This window comes from Pseudomonas sp. SJZ078 (genome assembly GCF_007828255.1).
Classification (GTDB): Bacteria; Pseudomonadota; Gammaproteobacteria; order Pseudomonadales; family Pseudomonadaceae; genus Aquipseudomonas.
The window spans coordinates 76,865-94,970 of sequence record NZ_VIUG01000014.1 but is presented as its reverse complement, the minus strand read 5'-3'; the positions used below and the strand labels follow the sequence as shown (position 1 = coordinate 94,970).

The window sequence follows — 18,106 nt, the reverse complement described above, 5'->3', positions numbered from 1 at the left end:
ATTCAAGGAGCTCCCATGAGTACCCCACAACAAACTTTTCGCTCCCAACGCCTCAACCAGATCACCCACGAGCCCCACGGCAAACTCGACGCCCTGGTCAAGGCCCACGCCCCGTTCGAAACCCCGGCCAGCTTTGCCCGTTTCGTCGTTGCCCAGTACCTGTTCCAGTCGGAACTGGTAGCGCTGTACAACGACGCGCAGCTGTCCGCCCTGATCCCCGACCTGCCGGCCCGCTGCCGGGCCGACGCGGCCAAGGCCGACCTGGCGGACCTGGACACCGATGTCCCGGCGCCGGTGGCCGGCGCGTTGGACAACCCAACCATGGCCGAAGCCCTGGGTTGGTTGTTCGTTTCGGAAGGTTCGAAGTTGGGCGCGGCATTCCTGATCAAACGCGCAGTAAACCTGGGGCTGAGCGCAACCTTCGGTGCCCGCCACTTGGCCGAACCAGCGGGCGGCCGTGCCGAGGGTTGGAAGACCTTCACCCGCATCCTTGACGAACTGAGCCTCACCGAACAACAGGAAGCCGAGGCGGACAAAGGCGCGCTGGATGCCTTCAACCGGTTTACGGTGTTGCTGGAATACGCTTACACCACTGAATGTGCCTGACTCACGCTATCCATCTGTGGGAGCGGGCTTGCTCGCGAAGGCGGCCCATCAGCCAACGATGATGCCGGCTGAAAAACCGCCTTCGCGAGCAAGCCCGCTCCCACAAGGAAAAGTGTATGCCTGAAAGAAACTTATGAATCCGCCCTCAAAACTCACCCGCCTGCTCTTCGGCCTGCTCGCCTACACCAGCCTGACCATCGGCCTGGTCGCCATCGTCGTGCCCGGCCTGCCGACGACCGAGTTCATCCTGCTGGCCGCCTGGGCCGCGACTCGCAGCTCTCCGCGCCTGAGTGCCTGGCTGGAGAGCCATCGGCTTTTCGGGCCGATGCTGTACAACTGGCGCAACGGCAAGGTCATTCCGCGTCGGGCCAAGGTGGGCGCCACCCTCGGCATGCTGTTCTGCGCGGCACTGATGCTGGCAATGCTCGAGCATGGCTGGCCGGTCTACCTGGCGCTGACGGGCATGGGCGCGGGCAATCTGTGGATCTGGTCCCGTCCGTCCGCAACAGCGCAGGCGTCCGAATGAACCGTTTTGATCTATGCTCGGCCTCTCTCACACCCGGAGGGCTTCCGATGACAGAGCTACTCGCGTCCATGCAAACCGCACTCGGCCTGCCCACGGCCCCGATCCGCTTCGCGAGTGACGGCGCCCTGCCTTCGGCGTTCGCCGTTACGGAGCTGGCCAGCGCCAGTATCGCCGTGGCCGGCCAGGCGATAGCCGAGCTCATTGGCCAACAGACCGGCCGCTTGCCGTCCCTCGAGGTCGATCGGCGCCTGGCCTCGTTCTGGTTCGCCACGTCGCTGCGCCCCATTGGCTGGAGCGTGCCGCCGATGTGGGACCCGGTGGCCGGTGACTACGCCACCGCCGACGGCTGGATTCGCCTGCACACCAATGCGCCGCATCATCGACGGGCGGCGGAAAAGGTCCTCGGTGCCTGCGTCGATCGCGCCGACATGGCGAGCAAAGTGATCCGTTGGAACAAGACCGAACTGGAACAAGCCGTCGTCGACGCCGCTGGCTGCGCCGCCGAGATGCGCTCGTGGCAGGCCTGGCAAGTACATCCCCAAGGCAAGGCAGTGAATGCCGAGCCGCTGGTGCACTTCGCTGAAGCCGTCGAGGCACACCACAAACCCTGGCTCGGCTCCGTGGCCCAACCACTGGTCGGCCTCAAGGTCCTGGACCTGACCCGCGTACTGGCGGGTCCCGTCGCCAGCCGCTTCCTCGCAGGCCTGGGGGCCGACGTCTTGCGGATCGATCCACCGACCTGGAACGAACCCGGCGTGATTCCGGAAGTCACCCTCGGCAAACGCTGCGCCCGCCTCGACTTGCATCAGCCCGACGACCGCGTCGCGTTCGAAGCACTGCTCAAGGACGCCGACATCCTGCTGCACGGCTACCGTGCCGACGCCTTGGAGCGCCTGGGCTATGGCGCCGAGCAACGCCACAGGATCGCCCCTGGCCTGATCGATGTCAGCCTCAACGCCTACGGTTGGAGCGGCCCGTGGCAGCACCGGCGCGGCTTCGACAGCCTGGTGCAGATGAGCTGCGGCATCGCTGATACCGGCATGGCCTGGAAACAGGCCGATAAACCGACACCGCTGCCCGTTCAGGCGCTGGACCACGGCACCGGCTACCTGATGGCGGCCAGTGCCGTGGTGTTGCTGGCCCGACGCCTGGCAAACGGGCAAGGCGGCTCGGCACGCCTGTCCCTGGCGCGTACCGCCCGACTGCTGATCGAGGGTGGCGCGGGTATCCAGGCCGCGCTACGCCCCGAGGACGAGCAGGATCTGGGTGTGCTGATCGAGCAGACACCGTGGGGGCCGGCTCGCCGGTTGCAAGTACCGCTGAAAATCACCGGCACGCCCTGGCAATGGACACGCGCAGCAACCACACTCGGCGCCCATCGGGCGCAATGGTGATCGACTCCGTCTTCTGACCTGGATCAGCTACTGAAGCGATAAGTCGACATACGCTGTGACTCTCCTCGGCTGCCTCGGAGTCATGCAATGTCTGATACCCCCGGAAAACTTCGCTTGGGTGCGCTGGTCGCGCTGGTAGTGGGTTCAATGATCGGCGGGGGAATCTTTTCCTTGCCGCAGAACATGGCCGCCAGTGCCGACGTCGGTGCCGTCCTGATTGGCTGGGCGATTACCGCGGTGGGCATGCTGAGCCTCGCATTCGTGTTCCAGACCCTGGCCAACCGCAAACCCGATCTGGACGGCGGCGTGTACGCCTACGCCAAGGCCGGCTTCGGCGGCTACATGGGTTTCTCCTCGGCCTGGGGTTATTGGATCAGCGCCTGGCTGGGCAACGTCGGCTACTTCGTCTTGCTGTTCAGCACCCTGGGTTACTTTTTCCCGGTTTTCGGTGAAGGCAACACGGTCGCAGCGGTGATCGGCGCGTCGCTGCTGCTGTGGGCCGTGCATTTCCTGGTGCTGCGCGGCATCAAGGAAGCCGCCTTCATCAACCTCGTCACCACCATTGCCAAGATCGTGCCGCTGGCGTTGTTCGTGTTGATCACGGTGTTCGCCTTCCGGCTCGACATTTTCACCACCGATATCTGGGGCGTGAAAAACCCGCAGTTGGGCAACGTGATGAACCAGGTGCGCAACATGATGCTGGTGACCGTCTGGGTGTTCATCGGCATCGAGGGTGCGAGCATTTTTTCCGCCCGCGCCGAGCGACGCTCGGACGTGGGCAAGGCCACCGTGATCGGTTTCATTACCGTGCTGCTGTTCCTGGTGCTGGTGAACGTGCTGTCCCTGGGCATCATGACCCAGCCGGAGCTGGCGAAGCTGCAGAACCCGTCCATGGCGGCGGTGCTGGAGCACGTAGCGGGCCATTGGGGCGCGGTGCTGATCAGCGTCGGCCTGATCGTTTCGCTGCTCGGCGCCCTGTTGTCGTGGGTGCTGCTGTGCGCCGAGATCCTGTTCGCCGCCGCCAGGGACCACACCATGCCGGCGTTCCTGCGTCGCGAAAATTCCAACCATGTACCGGCCAACGCCCTGTGGCTGACCAACGCCATGGTCCAGCTGTTCCTGATCGTCACCCTGTTCTCGGCCAGTACCTACCTGTCGCTGATCTACCTCGCCACCTCGATGATTCTTGTGCCCTACCTGTGGTCGGCGGCCTATGCGCTGCTGCTGGCGGTGCGCGGCGAAACCTACCGGAACGCCCTGGCCGAACGCCGCAAGGACCTGGCCATCAGCGCCATCGCCCTGCTCTACGCGGTGTGGTTGTTGTATGCCGGCGGGATCAAGTACCTGCTGCTCTCCGCGCTGCTCTATGCCCCCGGCGCGGTGCTGTTCGCCAAGGCCAGGCGCGAAGTGAGCCAACCGGTTTTCACCGCTGTCGAGAAGCTGATTTTCACCGCCGTGGTCGCAGGCGCCGTGGTGGCCGCATACGGGCTCTACAGCGGCTTCCTGACCTTGTGATCGCTGAATGTTTTAACGGGAGGAAGTGTAATGACCACGGAAAAAATGCAGTACGGCGTTCATTCCGAAGCCGGTAGATTGCGTAAAGTCATGGTGTGTTCCCCAGGCCTGGCCCATCAGCGACTGACCCCGAACAACTGCGATGAACTGTTGTTCGATGACGTGCTGTGGGTCAACCAGGCCAAGCGCGACCATTTCGACTTCGTCACCAAGATGCGCGAGCGGGGCATCGACGTGCTGGAAATGCACAACCTGCTGACCGACATCGTCGCCATCCCCGAAGCCCTGGACTGGATCCTGCAACGCAAGGTCACCCCCAACTCGGTGGGCCTGGGCCTGGTGAATGAGGTCGATTCGTGGCTGCGCAGCCTGGAACCGCGCCGGATCGCCGAATACCTGATCGGTGGCGTCTCTGCCGATGACCTGCCCGACAGCTTCGGCGGCAAGACCATCCAGATGTTTCGCGACTTCCTCGGGCACTCCAGTTTCATCCTGCCGCCGCTGCCCAACACCCAGTTCACCCGCGACACCACCTGCTGGATCTACGGCGGCGTCACCCTGAACCCGATGTACTGGCCGGCGCGCCGCCAGGAAACCCTGCTGACCACCGCCATCTACAAATTCCACCCCGGGTTCACCCACGCCGACTTCCAGATCTGGTACGGCAACCCGGACCTGGACCATGGCAGCGCCACCCTCGAAGGCGGTGACGTGATGCCCATCGGCAACGGTGTCGTGCTGATCGGCATGGGCGAGCGCTCATCCCGCCAGGCCATCGGCCAACTGGCGCTGAACCTGTTCAAGCACCAGGCCGTGGAGCGGGTCATCGTCGCCGGCCTGCCGAAGTCCCGGGCGGCCATGCACCTGGACACCGTGTTCAGTTTCTGCGACCGCGACCTGGTGACCGTATTCCCGGAAGTAGTGAGCCAGATCGTTGCCTTCTCCCTGCGCCCCGACGAGAGCAAACCCGGCGGTATCGACGTGCGTCGCGAAGAAGGCAGCTTCATCGACACCGTTGCCGCCGCCCTCAGGCTCCCCGCGCTGCGCGTGGTGGAAACCGGCGGCAACAGCTTCGCCGCCGAGCGCGAACAATGGGACGACGGTAACAACGTGGTGGCGCTGGAACCGGGCGTGGTGATCGGCTACGACCGCAACACCTACACCAACACGCTGCTGCGCAAGGCCGGGGTGGAAGTCATCACCATCAGCGCCAGCGAACTGGGCCGGGGCCGTGGCGGCGGCCATTGCATGACCTGCCCGATCATTCGCGACCCGATCGACTACTGAAGGAGATGCACCATGGCGTTCAACATCCACAACCGGAACCTGCTCAGCCTCGAACACCACACACCCCGGGAACTGCGCTACTTGCTGGACCTGTCCCGCGACCTCAAGCGGGCCAAGTACACCGGCACCGAACAGCAGCACCTCAAGGGCAACAACATCGCGCTGATCTTCGAGAAAACCTCGACACGCACCCGTTGCGCGTTCGAAGTGGCGGCCTATGACCAGGGTGCCAATGTCACCTACATCGACCCCAACTCGTCACAGATCGGCCACAAGGAAAGCATGAAGGACACCGCCCGCGTACTCGGGCGCATGTACGACGCCATCGAATACCGGGGTTTCAAGCAGGAAATCGTCGAAGAGTTGGCGAAGTTCGCTGGCGTACCGGTGTTCAACGGCCTGACCGATGAATACCATCCGACGCAAATGATTGCCGACGTGCTGACCATGCGCGAGCACGCCGACAAACCGATCCATGAGATCAGCTACGCGTACCTGGGCGATGCGCGGAACAATATGGGCAACTCGTTGCTGCTGATCGGCGCAAAACTGGGGATGGACGTGCGCATTTGTGCGCCCAAGGCCCTGTGGCCCCACGACGATCTGGTGCAGCGCTGCCATCAATACGCCGAAGAAAGCGGCGCGCGTATCACCCTTACCGAAGATCCGGAAGCGGCGGTCAAGGGCGTGGACTTCATTCACACCGACGTCTGGGTTTCCATGGGCGAGCCGGTCGAAGCGTGGGCCGAGCGGATCGAGCAACTGTTGCCTTACCAGGTCAATGCCGACCTGATGAAGGCCACCGGCAACCCGCGCACGAAATTCATGCACTGCCTGCCGGCGTTTCATAACAGCGACACCAAGATCGGCAAACAGATTGCCGAACAGTATCCGTACCTGGCCAACGGCATCGAAGTCACGGACGACGTATTCGAGTCACCGGCGTGCATCGCCTTCGAGCAGGCGGAAAACCGCATGCACACCATCAAGGCGATCCTGGTGTCGACATTGGCGGATCTCTAAACCCACCGCATGCCCCTGTGGGAGCGGGCTTGCTCGCGAAAGCGGTCTGTCAGCCAGTACATCAATCACTGACACACCGCTTTCGCGAGCAAGCCCGCTCCCACAAGGGGCATGCGTTGTCAGTTACATTTTTTAAAGGACAACACCATGCGCATCGTCGTTGCCCTGGGCGGTAACGCCCTCCTGCGTCGGGGTGAACCCATGACCGCCGACAACCAACGCAGCAACATCCGCACCGCGACCGAACAGATCGCCAGGATCCATGCCGGCCACCAACTGGTGATCGCCCACGGCAACGGCCCGCAAGTCGGCCTGCTGTCGTTGCAAGCGGCGGCCTATACGTCGGTAACCCCGTATCCGCTGGACGTGCTGGGCGCCGAGACCGAAGGCATGATCGGCTACATCATCGAGCAGGAACTGGGCAACCTGCTGGACGCCGACGTGCCCTTCGCCACGCTGCTGACCCAAGTGGAAGTGGATGCCAACGACCCGGCCTTTCAACACCCCACCAAACCCATCGGCCCGGTCTACAACCAGCAGGAGGCGCAGAAACTGGCCGCCGAAAAAGGCTGGACCATCGCCCCGGACGGCGACATGTTTCGGCGGGTGGTCGCCAGTCCGAAGCCCAAGCGCATCTTTGAAATCCGGCCGATCAAGTGGCTGCTGGAAAAGGGCAGCATCGTGATCTGCGCCGGCGGTGGCGGTATCCCGACGATGTACGGTACCGACGGCAAGCTGCAAGGCGTTGAAGCGGTCATCGACAAGGACCTGTGCTCGGCGCTGTTGGCCGAACAATTGGGGAGCGATCTGCTGGTGATCGCCACCGATGTCGACGCGGTTTACATTGACTTCGGCAAGCCAACCAGCAAGGCCATCGCCCGGGCCCACCCCGACGAACTGGAAAAACTCGACTTCGCTGCCGGTTCCATGGGGCCCAAGGTGCAAGCCGCCTGCGAATTTGCGCGCAATACCGGCAAGGTCGCGGTGATCGGATCCCTCTCGGACATCGATGCTATCGTCCACGGCACCGCCGGCACCCGCATCAGCACGGCGACGACAGGCATCGCTTATCGATAACCGGAAACTCCCAGGACAGATCCGGGGTCTGTTCTACTTCCATGCCTTTCCAGGAGAGCCGCTCATGGCCATGTTCCAACCCGGTCACCTGCACATAGAGCGCCATGCGCTGAACAAGGATGATTTCAGCTACAACCTCTGCATCGATTACGAAGTGGTCCAGGATCCCACGGAAGGCACCGGCATGTCGTTCCGGTTGCATGGCACGGTCGAGAACAAAAACGTCGACGAGAGCTTTTTCCTGCCCAAGGACCTGGCCTTCGACTTTGCCCGGCACGCCACAAACATCGCGCAAAAATACGGCATGCCGAAGAGCGCCAGCATCGGCTCGATGCACACGTATTACGACGACATGTTCGAGGATGTGCGCAAGCAACTGGATGTAAAACCGGGCGATCCGGTGAAGCCCGAGCATTTGGCGTAAACCGCCCCTGTTTCTCCTGTGGGAGCGAGCCTGCTCGCTCCCACAGGGGTATCCGTGTCCTGAATGCCAGGGTAATTGCACCTTCCACTCCACTGGCAACTCCCCCCGGCTGACCTATGCTCAAAGCAGTACCCCAGGGTATTCGTTCAGAGGTCATCGCCATGAACATCAGAACAAAAAGACGCCTCGCCATTTTCGTGACCTGCACCGCCACGCTTGCGCTATACGGTACGGCGGCCTACCGGGTCGAGCAGGCCAGGCAACTGCCCCGTGAATACGCCAGTTGCAACTTCGAACGCTGCATCCCGCACAACGCGACCCTGAACGCCTTGCGCTGAGGCGTGTTCAGTCGTCCGGCTGATCGGTCTTGAGCCGGTCCCGGAAGGCCTTGGGCGAGATACCGACGCGACGGCGGAACAGGCGGGTGAAGTTGGTCGGATCGGAGAACCCGAGCACCTCGGAAATTTCGTAGATGGTCATGCCGGTGTAGGTCAGCATTCGCTTGGCCTCGAGCAACTGACGCTCATGCATGATCTGCAGTGCCGGCTGCCCCGCCAGCTCGCGGCAGGTGCCGTTGAGGTGCGACACGGAAATGCCCAGGCGATGGGCCAGGTCTTCGACCTTGACGTGCTCGCGGTAGGTTTCTTCCACCAATTGAATGAACCCGTTGAGGTATTCCCGGGCCCGCTGCGGGCGCTGGCTCTGGGTGCGCCGCTGCATGACCTGGCGGCTGACCCAGACCATGATCACGTTGACCAGTGCGTGCATGAGCATTTCCCGGGCCGGTTGATGCCCCATGTACTCGCTCTGCAAGGCGCTGAACAGACTGTTGAGGTAGTCGGCGTTTTCACCCGCCGGGTAACTCTCGGCCTGGGCCAGGATGTTCACCGAATGGCCCAACTGCCCCTGCAGGTGCGTTACCAGCGGCGCCGCCAGGGTCACCACGTAACCTTCCACATCTTCGGAAAAGCGAAAGCCATGGACCGACAGCGGCGGCAGAATCTGCACCGCCGGCTCGTCAAGCTGGGTGCGCTGGCCTTCGATCTCCAGCTCCGCCCGCCCCTTGAAGACGAACAGTAACTGGCAGAGATCGGCATGCCGATGGGGTTTGATTTCCCATTGATGCTCGCGGCTGCGCTTGGAGATGGTTTCACAGTGCAGCAAATCCGGCGTCGGCCAGTCCTGGCTTTCGCCGTAGAGCTTGAACACCGGGATCGAAGGCAGCTCAGTTTTTTTCATAACGAGGATCGGCCTCGGGTAGCGGGCGATAATCGCACCGATTGGCAGAAAGTACAGGTATCGGCTCAGTTTTCCCCTTCAATTGACAGGCCCGCAAGGAAAAAATGCAAGGACTCGGTTCATAACCCTCCACACCGGCCCTGGTCGCGTGCTTCGTGCGAGTCATAACAACAATGAAAACTCTCAAAACCCAAGTCGCCATTATCGGCGCCGGCCCCTCTGGACTGCTGCTTGGCCAGTTATTGCACAATGCCGGAATTGACACCCTGATCCTCGAACGCCAAACCCCGGATTATGTCCTTAGCCGCATCCGCGCCGGTGTGTTGGAGCAGGGCATGGCCGAACTGCTGCGCCGGGCTGGCGTCGGCCAACGCATGGACGCCGAAGGGCTGGAGCATGACGGTTTCGAACTGGTCCTCAATGGCCGTCGGGTGCACATTGATCTCAAAGGGTTGACCGGCGGTAAGAACGTGATGGTCTACGGTCAGACCGAAGTGACCCGCGACCTGATGGCGGCCCGCGAAAAGGCCGGTGCCCGCACGCTTTACCAGGTCGACAAGGCCCAACCCCACGACATGCAGACCGACCGGCCTTTCGTGACGTTCGAGCACCAGGGTGAAACCTGGCGCCTGGATTGCGACTACATTGCCGGGTGCGACGGTTTCCATGGCGTGGCACGGCAATCCATTCCGGCGGAAAAACTGAAGGTCTTCGAACGGGTCTACCCCTTCGGCTGGCTTGGCATCCTGGCCGACACCCCACCGGTCAACGAGGAACTGGTCTACGCCCGCCACGAGCGCGGATTTGCCTTGTGCAGCATGCGCTCCAAGACCCGTACCCGTTACTACCTGCAAGTACCCGCCGAAGAACAGATCGCCGACTGGCCGGACGAGCGCTTCTGGACCGAACTCAAGACCCGCCTGCCCGCCGACCTGGCCGACGCCCTGGTGACCGGTCCGTCCATCGAGAAGAGCATCGCGCCGCTGCGCAGCTTCGTGGTCGAACCGATGCAGTACGGGCGCATGTTCCTGGTGGGCGATGCCGCCCACATCGTCCCGCCCACCGGCGCCAAGGGCCTGAACCTGGCGGCCAGCGACGTCAGCACGCTGTTCGACATCCTGCTCAAGGTCTACCGCGAAGGCCGGGTGGATCTGCTGGAAAAGTATTCGGCCATCTGCCTGCGACGTGTCTGGAAGGCCGAGCGCTTCTCCTGGTGGATGACATCGATGCTGCACCGCTTCGACGACGACGCCTTCAACCAGCGCATCAGCGAAGCCGAGCTGGAATATTTCGTCGACTCCGAAGCCGGGCGGAAAACCATTGCGGAAAATTACGTCGGACTTCCTTACGAGGCTATCGAATAGCCGACTACCGATTTACACTGCGGGCTCCGTCTCCACTCGCCTCTTTGGCGTGATCCCGCAGGTTCTACCGTGACTCAGCTCAATTCGCTCAATGTCCAGCCGCCCGCCATCCGCAGCGTACTGGTGGCCCTGATGCTGGCGATTTTTCTCGGTGCGCTGGACCAGACCATTGTCGCCGTCTCGATGCCGGCCATCTCCGCCCAGTTCAAGGACGTCAGCCTGTTGGCCTGGGTGATTTCCGGCTACATGGTCGCCACGACCGTGGCGGTACCGATCTACGGCAAGCTGGGCGATCTCTATGGTCGCCGGCCGCTGATGCTGTTCGGCATGGGGCTGTTCACCCTGGCTTCGCTGTTCTGCGGCCTGGCGCAAAGCATGGAACAGCTGGTGCTGGCGCGGATCCTTCAGGGCATCGGTGCCGGCGGGATGATCTCCGTGAGCCAGGCGATCATCGGCGACATCGTGCCGCCCCGCGAGCGTGGCCGCTATCAGGGTTACTTCAGCAGCATGTACGCGGTGGCCAGCGTGGCCGGGCCGGTGCTGGGCGGCTACATGACCGAATACCTGTCGTGGCGCTGGGTGTTCTGGATCAACCTGCCGCTGGGCCTGGGCGCCTGGCTGGTGGCCCGCCGCACCCTGGTCGGGCTGTCGGTGCCGCAACGCACGCCGATCATCGACTACCTGGGCACCGTGTTGCTGATCATCGGCCTGAGCGCCTTGCTGCTGGGCATTACCCAGGTCGGCCAGGGGCAGGCCTGGCACAGCCCTGGCGTACTGGGGCTGCTGGGGTGCGCGGTGGTGACGCTGGGCGTGTTCGTCTGGCACGAACGCCGCGCCCGGGAGCCTTTGTTGCCGATGCACCTGTTTGTCAACCGCAGCGCAGTGTTGTGTTGGTGCACGGTATTTTTCACCAGCTTCCAGGCGATTTCCCTGACGGTACTGGTGCCATTGCGCTTTCAAAGCGTGACCGGTGCCGGCGCCGACAGCGCGGCATTGCACCTGCTGCCGCTGGCGATGGGTTTGCCCATCGGCGCGTATTTCGCCGGACGCCGCACCTCGATCACGGGTCGCTACAAACCGATGATCCTCAGCGGCGCCCTGCTCTTCCCCTTCGCCATCCTCGGCATGGCCTGCACGGCGCCCGACGCGTTCTGGCTCAGCAGCCTGTTCATGCTGCTGGGCGGCATCGCCTCGGGCATGCAGTTTCCCACTTCGCTGGTGGGTTCGCAGAACTCGGTGCAACAACGGGATATCGGCGTCGCCACCAGCACCACCAACCTGTTCCGCTCCCTCGGCGGCGCGGTGGGCGTGGCGCTGATGTCGGCGTTGCTGCTGGCCTTGCTGCAGGATTCAGGTTTCGCCCAGCTCGCCGGTTCGTCGCTGATCAGCGAAGGCCACTCCGGCAATGCCTTGCTGGACGGCTTGAACGCCGCCCCGGGCGAAGCACGGGACGCCCTGCGCCTGGAATTGCAGACGACGTTCCGGCATCTGCTGCTGATCAGCGCGGCTGTGTCATTGCTGGGGTTGGCGGCGGCGGTGGCGATGCCGAATAGACTGTTGCGTGGACGGGAGGAACAGGTTCGGTAGTTGCCTTGAAACACAGAACCCTGAGTGAAATACAAATCCCCTCGCCACAAAAAGCTTCTTTGCAAGGCTGAAGGACTCAAGCCGTCGCCACCACAACCCCCGGCTCCACCTGCGCGCTCATCCCTTCTTTCATCCGCCTGGCATCGCGGGCAAAACAGCGCGATGCGAGGAACAGGAACACCATGGTCAAAAACAGCGCCACCGGGATCAGGTACATCGCATCATGCAAACCGATGGCCTTGAATGCTTCGGTCATCTGCGGAGCGCCGGCCGCCGCCATGGCCACGTGGGCGAAGTAGTCCGACAGGCCGCCGACCACCACCGGCCCCAGGCCTCCGCCAAGCAGGTACAGTCCGGCGAAGAACAACGCCATTGCCGTCGCCCGCAGACGCGGCTCCACGACATCCTGAATCGCCGTATACACACAGGTATAGAACGTATAGGCGAACAGCCAACCGACGCTGAACACCGCAACGAACACGCCGATTTCAATCCGTCCGGCATACAAGGCCCAGGTCGTGGTCAGCGTGGAAATGACCAGGCTGAACGCAGCGAACAGCAAACGGCCATTGGCCACGCGCTGATGGATCTTATCGGCGATCCAGCCCCCCAGGGTCAGCCCGAACAACCCGGTCACGCCCACCATGATCCCGGTGGCCACGGCGGCTTCATGCAGGGGCATCTGGAAGTAACGCTGCAGCATCGGTACCAGGAACGAGTTGCAGGCATAAGTGGCGAAGTTGAAACACAGCCCCGCCAGTACCAGCCACAAGAAAGTGGGAATCGCCAGCACCCGGCGGATCGGCCGGTCAATTTTTTCCTGGGACACCGGTACGGTTTCCGCCGCACCGCGCTTGGGTTCCCTGATAAAGAACATAAAGACCGCCAGCACCAGCCCCGGCACCGCGGCAATGAAGAACGGCGCGCGCCAGCTGTCGAAGGCCTTGACCATCGCCCCGATGGTAAAGAACGCCAGCAGCAATCCGATCGGCAGGCCGAGCATGAAAATGCCCATGGCCCGCGCCCGACGATGGGCCGGGAACAGATCGCCGATCAGCGAGTTGGCAGCCGGCGCATAACTGGCCTCGCCAATGCCGATGCCCATGCGCACCAGCAGGAACGCCCAGAAGCTGCCCACCAGGCCATTGACGGCCGTCAGCCCGCTCCAGGCCGCCAACCCCCAGCCCATCAACTTGCTGCGCGATCCGGTATCGGCCATGCGCCCCAGCGGCAGGCCGGCAATGGCATACACGATGGTGAACGCAGTGCCGATGATGCCAATCTGAAAGTCGCTGAGGCTCCACTCCATGCGGATCGGCTCGATGATGATCGCCGGGATGGTGCGGTCGAAGAAATTGAACAGGTTGGCCAGAAACAACAGGAACAGAATGCGCCAGGCATTCGCCGCTTGGGTCGAGTTCTGCATGATTCCGTCTCTTTTATTGTTATGGGCGAGCATCCGAGCCCGGAATCTGCAATCTAGACAGCGGCGCGGGGGCTGTCTCCAATCATTCGCAGCGCTGATACCCGACCATGGGGCACGGCGGTTCATTGGTGCCGGCCAACAAACTGTAACAAATGCCATCATCTTGCCGGTTGCCGATTAAAGATCATGCCCCGGTGGCCGATCCATCATGAAGCTTCTTTCATCCGCGATGGTTCGATGACAGCGATCGTCCAACCCACCAGTTCAGGCCACGGCGCACAATGACCTCAAAAAAAACTGCCACTGCGGTATCCGATCTGACCCTGGGCCCGGCCGCCAACGGTCCTGAGACCCCAAAGTCATCGAACAGCTCGCGTCCGCTGGCGACGCAGCAGTATCTGTATTTCACCGAGACCAACACCGACCGCATCCTCGATAACCTCGATGGCCTGCGCGACACCGTCTTCCCGCGTCCACCCCATCTGGTGGACGACGAGAGCGAACGCGACCAGCAGGAATTCCCGTCGGTGTGCCTGATCGGCCTGGGGCGCTGCGGCTCCAACATCGCCCTGGACGTGGCGGAACTGGTCTACAACGCCCGCAAGTTCTACCTCAACGAATTCAACAGCGAAGACAAGACCTACAGCGACAAGGGCTACCGTCCTGCGCAATGGATCCGCAACAACCTGCGCCTGGGCACCGGCAAGTCGACCAAACCGGTGTTTCTGGTGGAGCCGCTGGTGATGCTCGGCGACCTCGACAAGGACATTGCCGGACGTATCCGCTTCTCGCGCAAGGGCGAAAAGACCGGCTTCCTGCGCGACTACAGCAAGATGAAGATCATGGACCTGTCGGAAGTCCATGCTGGCGGTGCCGGTAACGCACCCATCCTGGGCCAGTACCTGGCCAAGATCATCCTGAACAAGGACACCCAGCGTTTCTCCAGCCCCGACTGGAAGATGATCCACTCGTACCTGATCGACAGTTGCGGCATCAAGGCCAACCAGTCGCGCCTGTACTTCTCGATCTTCAGCGCCGGCGGCGGTACCGGTTCGGGGATGGCCTCGGAGTTCGGCCTGGCCCAGCAACACTCGTACATGAACAAGACGTTCGACACCAAGCCGATGGACGAGCACGACGGCAAGAGCGGCCACTCTTTCGTCTTCGAGCCGATCTTCACCAGCGGCATCTGCGTGCTGCCGAACATTTCCGATCACCGCAGCGAAATGTCCGAAGCCCTGCACATCAACGCCGGCCGGCTGCTGTGCAAGTACCTGTCGGAAGAATGGGATTTCTCGTACAACTTCGCCAATGAAGACAGCAGCGAAGCCAGCGTCATGGGCCGTATCCGCCCCTGGAACGCAATGATGCTGATCTCCAACGACATCATGCGCTACGCCGAAGAGAACGATGACGGCAACATCCAGAACATCGATGTCAATGCCATGGAGAAGCACGCCAACCAGTACATCTCCCAGCAGATCTTCAACATCCTGACGGCCCAGGCGGTCACCACCGACTACGACCAGAACTATTTCCGCCGCGCCGGCATCGACATCGGCGAAACCATCCGCCTGGACGCCAACGACCTGTTCATGAGCCTGGCCGGTCCCGTGGCGATTGCCTACGCCGAGTCCGTCGTCCCGGAAACCCCGGCGCCGAGCAACGACAAGTTCAAGGTGTTCGACAAAGAACCGCCACGCCTGAACATCGACGACCTGTTCTTCCGCTCCATCGACCTGCCGCACTTCAACAAAGTGACCCAGGCCATCGAAGGCATCAGCCTGTTGCCGATCGAATCCAAGCGCTACCGGGCTTCGCTGGAACAGTACAAAAACTCCGGCTACGATGCCGCCGCCCTGCACGACCTGCACTTCTTCAAGAACTGCTCGTCGGTGGTGTCCATCGTGTCGCTGCCCAAGGACTACAAGCTGTCCTACATGGACCTGAACCGGCTCAAGACCCACCTCAACAGCCTGTTCCCCAACACCACTCTCAAGCGTTATGCGCTGGTGATCGGCGCCTCGGCCAACCTGTCGCTGACCACCCTGATCGCCAAGAGCCCATGCCTGTCGGATGACTTCCTGACCCTGATCGTGGCCTTCATCAAACGCTGTTTCGCCCGCAACCCGTATCGCTTCGATGACACCCTGGATAACTCGATCCTGGACTTCATCATCAACGAAGATTTCGACGAGGAACGGATCGACGACCTGCTCAACGAATTCGAGAACCCGGCGAAGATCCTCGACACCAACTGGTACGCGATCAAGCCGATGTACGAGAAGAAATACCGCGAGCTGATCAACGACAAGGACAAGTTCGTCTCGATCAACGACATCCGCCTGTCCCGTGATTGCGTGAAGAAAGCCATCAAATACCTGCGCGAGATCTACCGTCATCGCATAGGCAAGACCAAGGTTATTTCGCTTAATAACCATACGGGGCGGACTTACTGAGTCAGGCACGACACCGCGTCGCCCCTTTCGCGAGCAAGCCCGCTCCCACATTGAACTGTGTTCTTCCAGGAAGAACGCGGTCCCTTGTGGGAGCGGGCTTGCTCGCGAATGGCCCTTGAACACCCCACCAATACAACATCCAGAAACAATTAAGCAGCCCAACGGCTGCTCAATAAACTGTTCCCGTTACGTATACGTCACCCTGCTTTGTGGCGTTTCACCACGGCAGGGTGCCATCACGCTACTGCGCTACACACTTTTACTCGACCAGGATGCGCACCAATTTAGCGCACCGATCAATTCGACGCCCTTTCCTGGATCATTATCCAAGGCGAAACCACCACGGCCCACAACACTGGATCACGCTCGAGAAAATCCAGCGCCCGCGTTTCAGACAGCTTGGCGAGCTGCCCGCCGGCCAGCCAGGCGGCGACTTTGTGGCCTTCGTCCTGGGCGACAGCCTCGGCGGCGGCGATCAAATCCAGTGCCGGCTCGACCCATAACAGGGCACCCTTGGCAAAGAACGGCTCCAACTCCTTCCAGGTAATGGCTGCAGTTTCTCCAAGCAGTTTGGCATAGAGGGTGCTAGGTTCTTGATTCATGGGCCTGTCCGGAAAAGAAATCGGCGCGAATGATAACGTCGGTGGTCTGGCAGAAAAACCCGGTAGCAATTGGAGTACGATTGAAAAGCACAGCAAAGCCAGGGACTGCCGATTTGACCGGACATTACCCGCCGCTATTCTGTCTTTTTCTTTCAATAAAGCGACACCCCCTGATTTTGCCCCCAAGCGCCAGCTTCCCTTGCCAACAACCGGCGCTCTACACTGTACCGGTACAGTTGCCGGGGGCATTTTCCGAGGGGATATCGAAGATATCTGACCCGGTTCTGCTGCTACGGCGCCAGGACTATAAAAACTACAACAGCATGAGTGGAGCACTATGACTAAGGCTACTAAGCAGATTTCCAAACTGTTTGCCGCTATGGTTCTGGCCGGGGTTGCCAGCCATTCGTTCGCCGCCGACACCATCAAGATCGGCATCGCTGGTCCCAAGACCGGTCCGGTGACCCAGTACGGCGACATGCAATTCGTTGGTGCCAACCAAGCCATCAAGGACATCAACGCCAAGGGCGGCGTCGACGGCAAAATGCTCGAAGCCAAGGAATACGATGATGCCTGCGACCCTAAACAGGCCGTAGCCGTGGCGAACAAAGTGGTCAACGATGGCGTCAAGTTCGTCGTCGGTCACCTGTGCTCCAGCTCCACCCAACCGGCTTCGGACATCTACGAAGACGAAGGCGTGATCATGATCACCCCAGCGGCCACCAGCCCGGAAATCACCGCCCGTGGCTACAAGCTGATCTTCCGCACCATCGGCCTGGACAGCGCCCAGGGCCCTGCCGCCGGCAACTACATCGCCGACCACGTCAAGCCGAAGGTCGTTGCGGTCCTGCACGACAAACAGCAATACGGTGAAGGCATCGCCACCGCCGTCAAGCAGACCCTCGAGAGCAAAGGCGTGAAAGTCGCCGTATTCGAAGGCCTGAACGCCGGTGACAAGGACTTCTCCTCGATCATCCAGAAGCTCAAGCAGAACAACGTCGATTTCGTCTACTACGGCGGCTATCACCCAGAGCTGGGCCTGATCCTGCGTCAATCCAAGGAAAAAGGCCTGAACGCCAAGTTCATGGGGCCTGAAGGCGTCGGCAACGACTCCATCTCGCAAATTGCCCAGGACGCTTCCGAAGGCCTGCTGGTGACCCTGCCGAAATCCTTCGACGCCGATCCTGCGAACCAGGCAATCGTTGCGGCCATCAAGGCCGACGGCAAGGATCCAAGCGGTCCGTTCGTGTTCCCGGCCTACTCCGCCGTCGAGCTGATCGCCGAAGGTATCAAGGCCGCCAAGAGCGACGACACCACCAAGGTCGCTGAAGCCCTCCACGCAGGCAGCTTCAAGACCCCGACCGGCGAGCTGTCGTTCGACAAGAAAGGCGACTTGAAGGACTTCAAATTCGTGGTCTACCAGTGGCATTTCGGCAAACCGAAAACCGAAGTTTCCCCTCAGTAAGCCCGGCCTAGTGTCCTGTTTCACAAATACGTTCTTTCTTTGTGATACAGGGCACTCACGGTCAACGAGCCCACTGTGCAAGCAGTGGGCTTTGTTTTACGAGGTTTATGGG

17 protein-coding genes are annotated in these 18,106 nt (G+C 61.5%); 14 read left to right on the top strand and 3 right to left on the bottom strand.

Annotation, left to right across the window (positions count from 1 at the left end; genetic code table 11):
- The first annotated feature begins 15 nt into the window (after positions 1-15).
- From FBY02_RS14745 to FBY02_RS28120, 9 genes are all read left to right on the top strand, one after another.
- Complete coding sequence (locus tag FBY02_RS14745) at positions 16-606, top strand: biliverdin-producing heme oxygenase (protein WP_144928724.1); 591 nt, start codon at positions 16-18, stop codon at positions 604-606.
- A 133-nt stretch (positions 607-739) separates the two neighbouring features.
- Positions 740-1,132 carry a YbaN family protein gene (locus tag FBY02_RS14735; protein WP_144928720.1) on the top strand — a complete coding sequence of 131 codons (393 nt, stop codon included), beginning with the start codon at positions 740-742 and terminating at the stop codon, positions 1,130-1,132.
- A 47-nt stretch (positions 1,133-1,179) separates the two neighbouring features.
- On the top strand, positions 1,180-2,526 hold the full coding sequence (locus tag FBY02_RS14730; RefSeq protein ID WP_144928718.1) for a CoA transferase: 1,347 nt from the start codon (positions 1,180-1,182) through the stop codon (positions 2,524-2,526).
- 87 nt (positions 2,527-2,613) lie between these two features.
- On the top strand, positions 2,614-4,041 hold the full coding sequence (gene arcD / locus FBY02_RS14725; RefSeq protein ID WP_144928716.1) for an arginine-ornithine antiporter: 1,428 nt from the start codon (positions 2,614-2,616) through the stop codon (positions 4,039-4,041).
- A gap of 30 nt (positions 4,042-4,071) precedes the next feature.
- Positions 4,072-5,328, top strand: a complete 1,257-nt coding sequence (arcA, locus tag FBY02_RS14720; RefSeq protein ID WP_144928714.1) for an arginine deiminase — start codon at positions 4,072-4,074, stop codon at positions 5,326-5,328.
- A 12-nt stretch (positions 5,329-5,340) separates the two neighbouring features.
- Positions 5,341-6,351 carry an ornithine carbamoyltransferase gene (locus FBY02_RS14715; protein ID WP_144928712.1) on the top strand — a complete coding sequence of 337 codons (1,011 nt, stop codon included), beginning with the start codon at positions 5,341-5,343 and terminating at the stop codon, positions 6,349-6,351.
- A 147-nt stretch (positions 6,352-6,498) separates the two neighbouring features.
- Positions 6,499-7,428 carry a carbamate kinase gene (gene arcC / locus FBY02_RS14710; protein ID WP_144928710.1) on the top strand — a complete coding sequence of 310 codons (930 nt, stop codon included), beginning with the start codon at positions 6,499-6,501 and terminating at the stop codon, positions 7,426-7,428.
- 64 nt (positions 7,429-7,492) lie between these two features.
- Entirely contained in the window at positions 7,493-7,852 is a 360-nt protein-coding gene (locus tag FBY02_RS14705) for a DUF5064 family protein (protein ID WP_144928708.1), read from the top strand.
- Positions 7,853-8,013: 161 nt separating this feature from the next.
- Positions 8,014-8,190, top strand: coding sequence for a hypothetical protein (locus FBY02_RS28120; protein ID WP_178111942.1), 177 nt, complete (start codon positions 8,014-8,016; stop codon positions 8,188-8,190).
- 7 nt (positions 8,191-8,197) lie between these two features.
- On the opposite strand, the gene FBY02_RS14700 is transcribed toward FBY02_RS28120, so the two are convergent.
- The gene (locus FBY02_RS14700; protein ID WP_144928706.1) at positions 8,198-9,091 is read right to left on the bottom strand and encodes a helix-turn-helix domain-containing protein; all 894 of its coding nucleotides are present in this window, start codon (positions 9,089-9,091) and stop codon (positions 8,198-8,200) included.
- Between the two features lie 173 nt (positions 9,092-9,264).
- Here FBY02_RS14700 and pobA point away from each other — a divergent pair, with 173 nt between their 5' ends.
- Both pobA and FBY02_RS14690 read left to right on the top strand, forming a co-directional pair.
- Entirely contained in the window at positions 9,265-10,455 is a 1,191-nt protein-coding gene (pobA, locus tag FBY02_RS14695) for a 4-hydroxybenzoate 3-monooxygenase (protein WP_144928704.1), read from the top strand.
- Positions 10,456-10,587: 132 nt separating this feature from the next.
- The gene (locus FBY02_RS14690; RefSeq protein ID WP_144928779.1) at positions 10,588-12,042 is read left to right on the top strand and encodes an MDR family MFS transporter; all 1,455 of its coding nucleotides are present in this window, start codon (positions 10,588-10,590) and stop codon (positions 12,040-12,042) included.
- A 76-nt stretch (positions 12,043-12,118) separates the two neighbouring features.
- On the opposite strand, the gene FBY02_RS14685 is transcribed toward FBY02_RS14690, so the two are convergent.
- Positions 12,119-13,468 (bottom strand): MFS transporter, encoded by a 1,350-nt coding sequence (locus tag FBY02_RS14685; protein ID WP_144928702.1) that lies wholly within the window; start codon positions 13,466-13,468, stop codon positions 12,119-12,121.
- Positions 13,469-13,749: 281 nt separating this feature from the next.
- Here FBY02_RS14685 and FBY02_RS14680 point away from each other — a divergent pair, with 281 nt between their 5' ends.
- On the top strand, positions 13,750-15,927 hold the full coding sequence (locus FBY02_RS14680) for a hypothetical protein (protein ID WP_144928700.1): 2,178 nt from the start codon (positions 13,750-13,752) through the stop codon (positions 15,925-15,927).
- Between the two features lie 296 nt (positions 15,928-16,223).
- Here the strand turns inward: FBY02_RS14680 and FBY02_RS14675 are convergent, their stop codons facing one another.
- On the bottom strand, positions 16,224-16,529 hold the full coding sequence (locus FBY02_RS14675) for a DUF2288 domain-containing protein (protein WP_144928698.1): 306 nt from the start codon (positions 16,527-16,529) through the stop codon (positions 16,224-16,226).
- Here FBY02_RS14675 and FBY02_RS28115 point away from each other — a divergent pair.
- Complete coding sequence (locus tag FBY02_RS28115) at positions 16,528-16,806, top strand: hypothetical protein (RefSeq protein WP_154673553.1); 279 nt, start codon at positions 16,528-16,530, stop codon at positions 16,804-16,806. The two genes, FBY02_RS14675 and FBY02_RS28115, sit on opposite strands and share 2 nt — an antisense overlap.
- A 60-nt stretch (positions 16,807-16,866) precedes the next feature.
- A complete protein-coding gene (locus tag FBY02_RS14670; protein ID WP_144928696.1) occupies positions 16,867-17,994 on the top strand; it encodes a branched-chain amino acid ABC transporter substrate-binding protein in 1,128 nt (375 codons plus the stop codon).
- The last annotated feature ends 112 nt before the right edge of the window (positions 17,995-18,106 follow it).

Excerpts from the sequence above, each read along its gene's own strand:
- FBY02_RS14745 (WP_144928724.1), top strand. The coding sequence starts at position 16 with ATGAGTACCCCACAACAAACTTTTCGCTCCCAACGCCTCAACCAGATC.
- FBY02_RS14735 (WP_144928720.1), top strand. The coding sequence starts at position 740 with ATGAATCCGCCCTCAAAACTCACCCGCCTGCTCTTCGGCCTGCTCGCC.
- FBY02_RS14730 (WP_144928718.1), top strand. The coding sequence starts at position 1,180 with ATGACAGAGCTACTCGCGTCCATGCAAACCGCACTCGGCCTGCCCACG.
- arcD (WP_144928716.1), top strand. The coding sequence starts at position 2,614 with ATGTCTGATACCCCCGGAAAACTTCGCTTGGGTGCGCTGGTCGCGCTG.
- arcA (WP_144928714.1), top strand. The coding sequence starts at position 4,072 with ATGACCACGGAAAAAATGCAGTACGGCGTTCATTCCGAAGCCGGTAGA.
- FBY02_RS14715 (WP_144928712.1), top strand. The coding sequence starts at position 5,341 with ATGGCGTTCAACATCCACAACCGGAACCTGCTCAGCCTCGAACACCAC.
- arcC (WP_144928710.1), top strand. The coding sequence starts at position 6,499 with ATGCGCATCGTCGTTGCCCTGGGCGGTAACGCCCTCCTGCGTCGGGGT.
- FBY02_RS14705 (WP_144928708.1), top strand. The coding sequence starts at position 7,493 with ATGGCCATGTTCCAACCCGGTCACCTGCACATAGAGCGCCATGCGCTG.
- FBY02_RS28120 (WP_178111942.1), top strand. The coding sequence starts at position 8,014 with ATGAACATCAGAACAAAAAGACGCCTCGCCATTTTCGTGACCTGCACC.
- FBY02_RS14700 (WP_144928706.1), bottom strand. The coding sequence starts at position 9,091 with ATGAAAAAAACTGAGCTGCCTTCGATCCCGGTGTTCAAGCTCTACGGC.
- pobA (WP_144928704.1), top strand. The coding sequence starts at position 9,265 with ATGAAAACTCTCAAAACCCAAGTCGCCATTATCGGCGCCGGCCCCTCT.
- FBY02_RS14690 (WP_144928779.1), top strand. The coding sequence starts at position 10,588 with ATGCTGGCGATTTTTCTCGGTGCGCTGGACCAGACCATTGTCGCCGTC.
- FBY02_RS14685 (WP_144928702.1), bottom strand. The coding sequence starts at position 13,468 with ATGCAGAACTCGACCCAAGCGGCGAATGCCTGGCGCATTCTGTTCCTG.
- FBY02_RS14680 (WP_144928700.1), top strand. The coding sequence starts at position 13,750 with ATGACCTCAAAAAAAACTGCCACTGCGGTATCCGATCTGACCCTGGGC.
- FBY02_RS28115 (WP_154673553.1), top strand. The coding sequence starts at position 16,528 with ATGGGCCTGTCCGGAAAAGAAATCGGCGCGAATGATAACGTCGGTGGT.
- FBY02_RS14675 (WP_144928698.1), bottom strand. The coding sequence starts at position 16,529 with ATGAATCAAGAACCTAGCACCCTCTATGCCAAACTGCTTGGAGAAACT.
- FBY02_RS14670 (WP_144928696.1), top strand. The coding sequence starts at position 16,867 with ATGACTAAGGCTACTAAGCAGATTTCCAAACTGTTTGCCGCTATGGTT.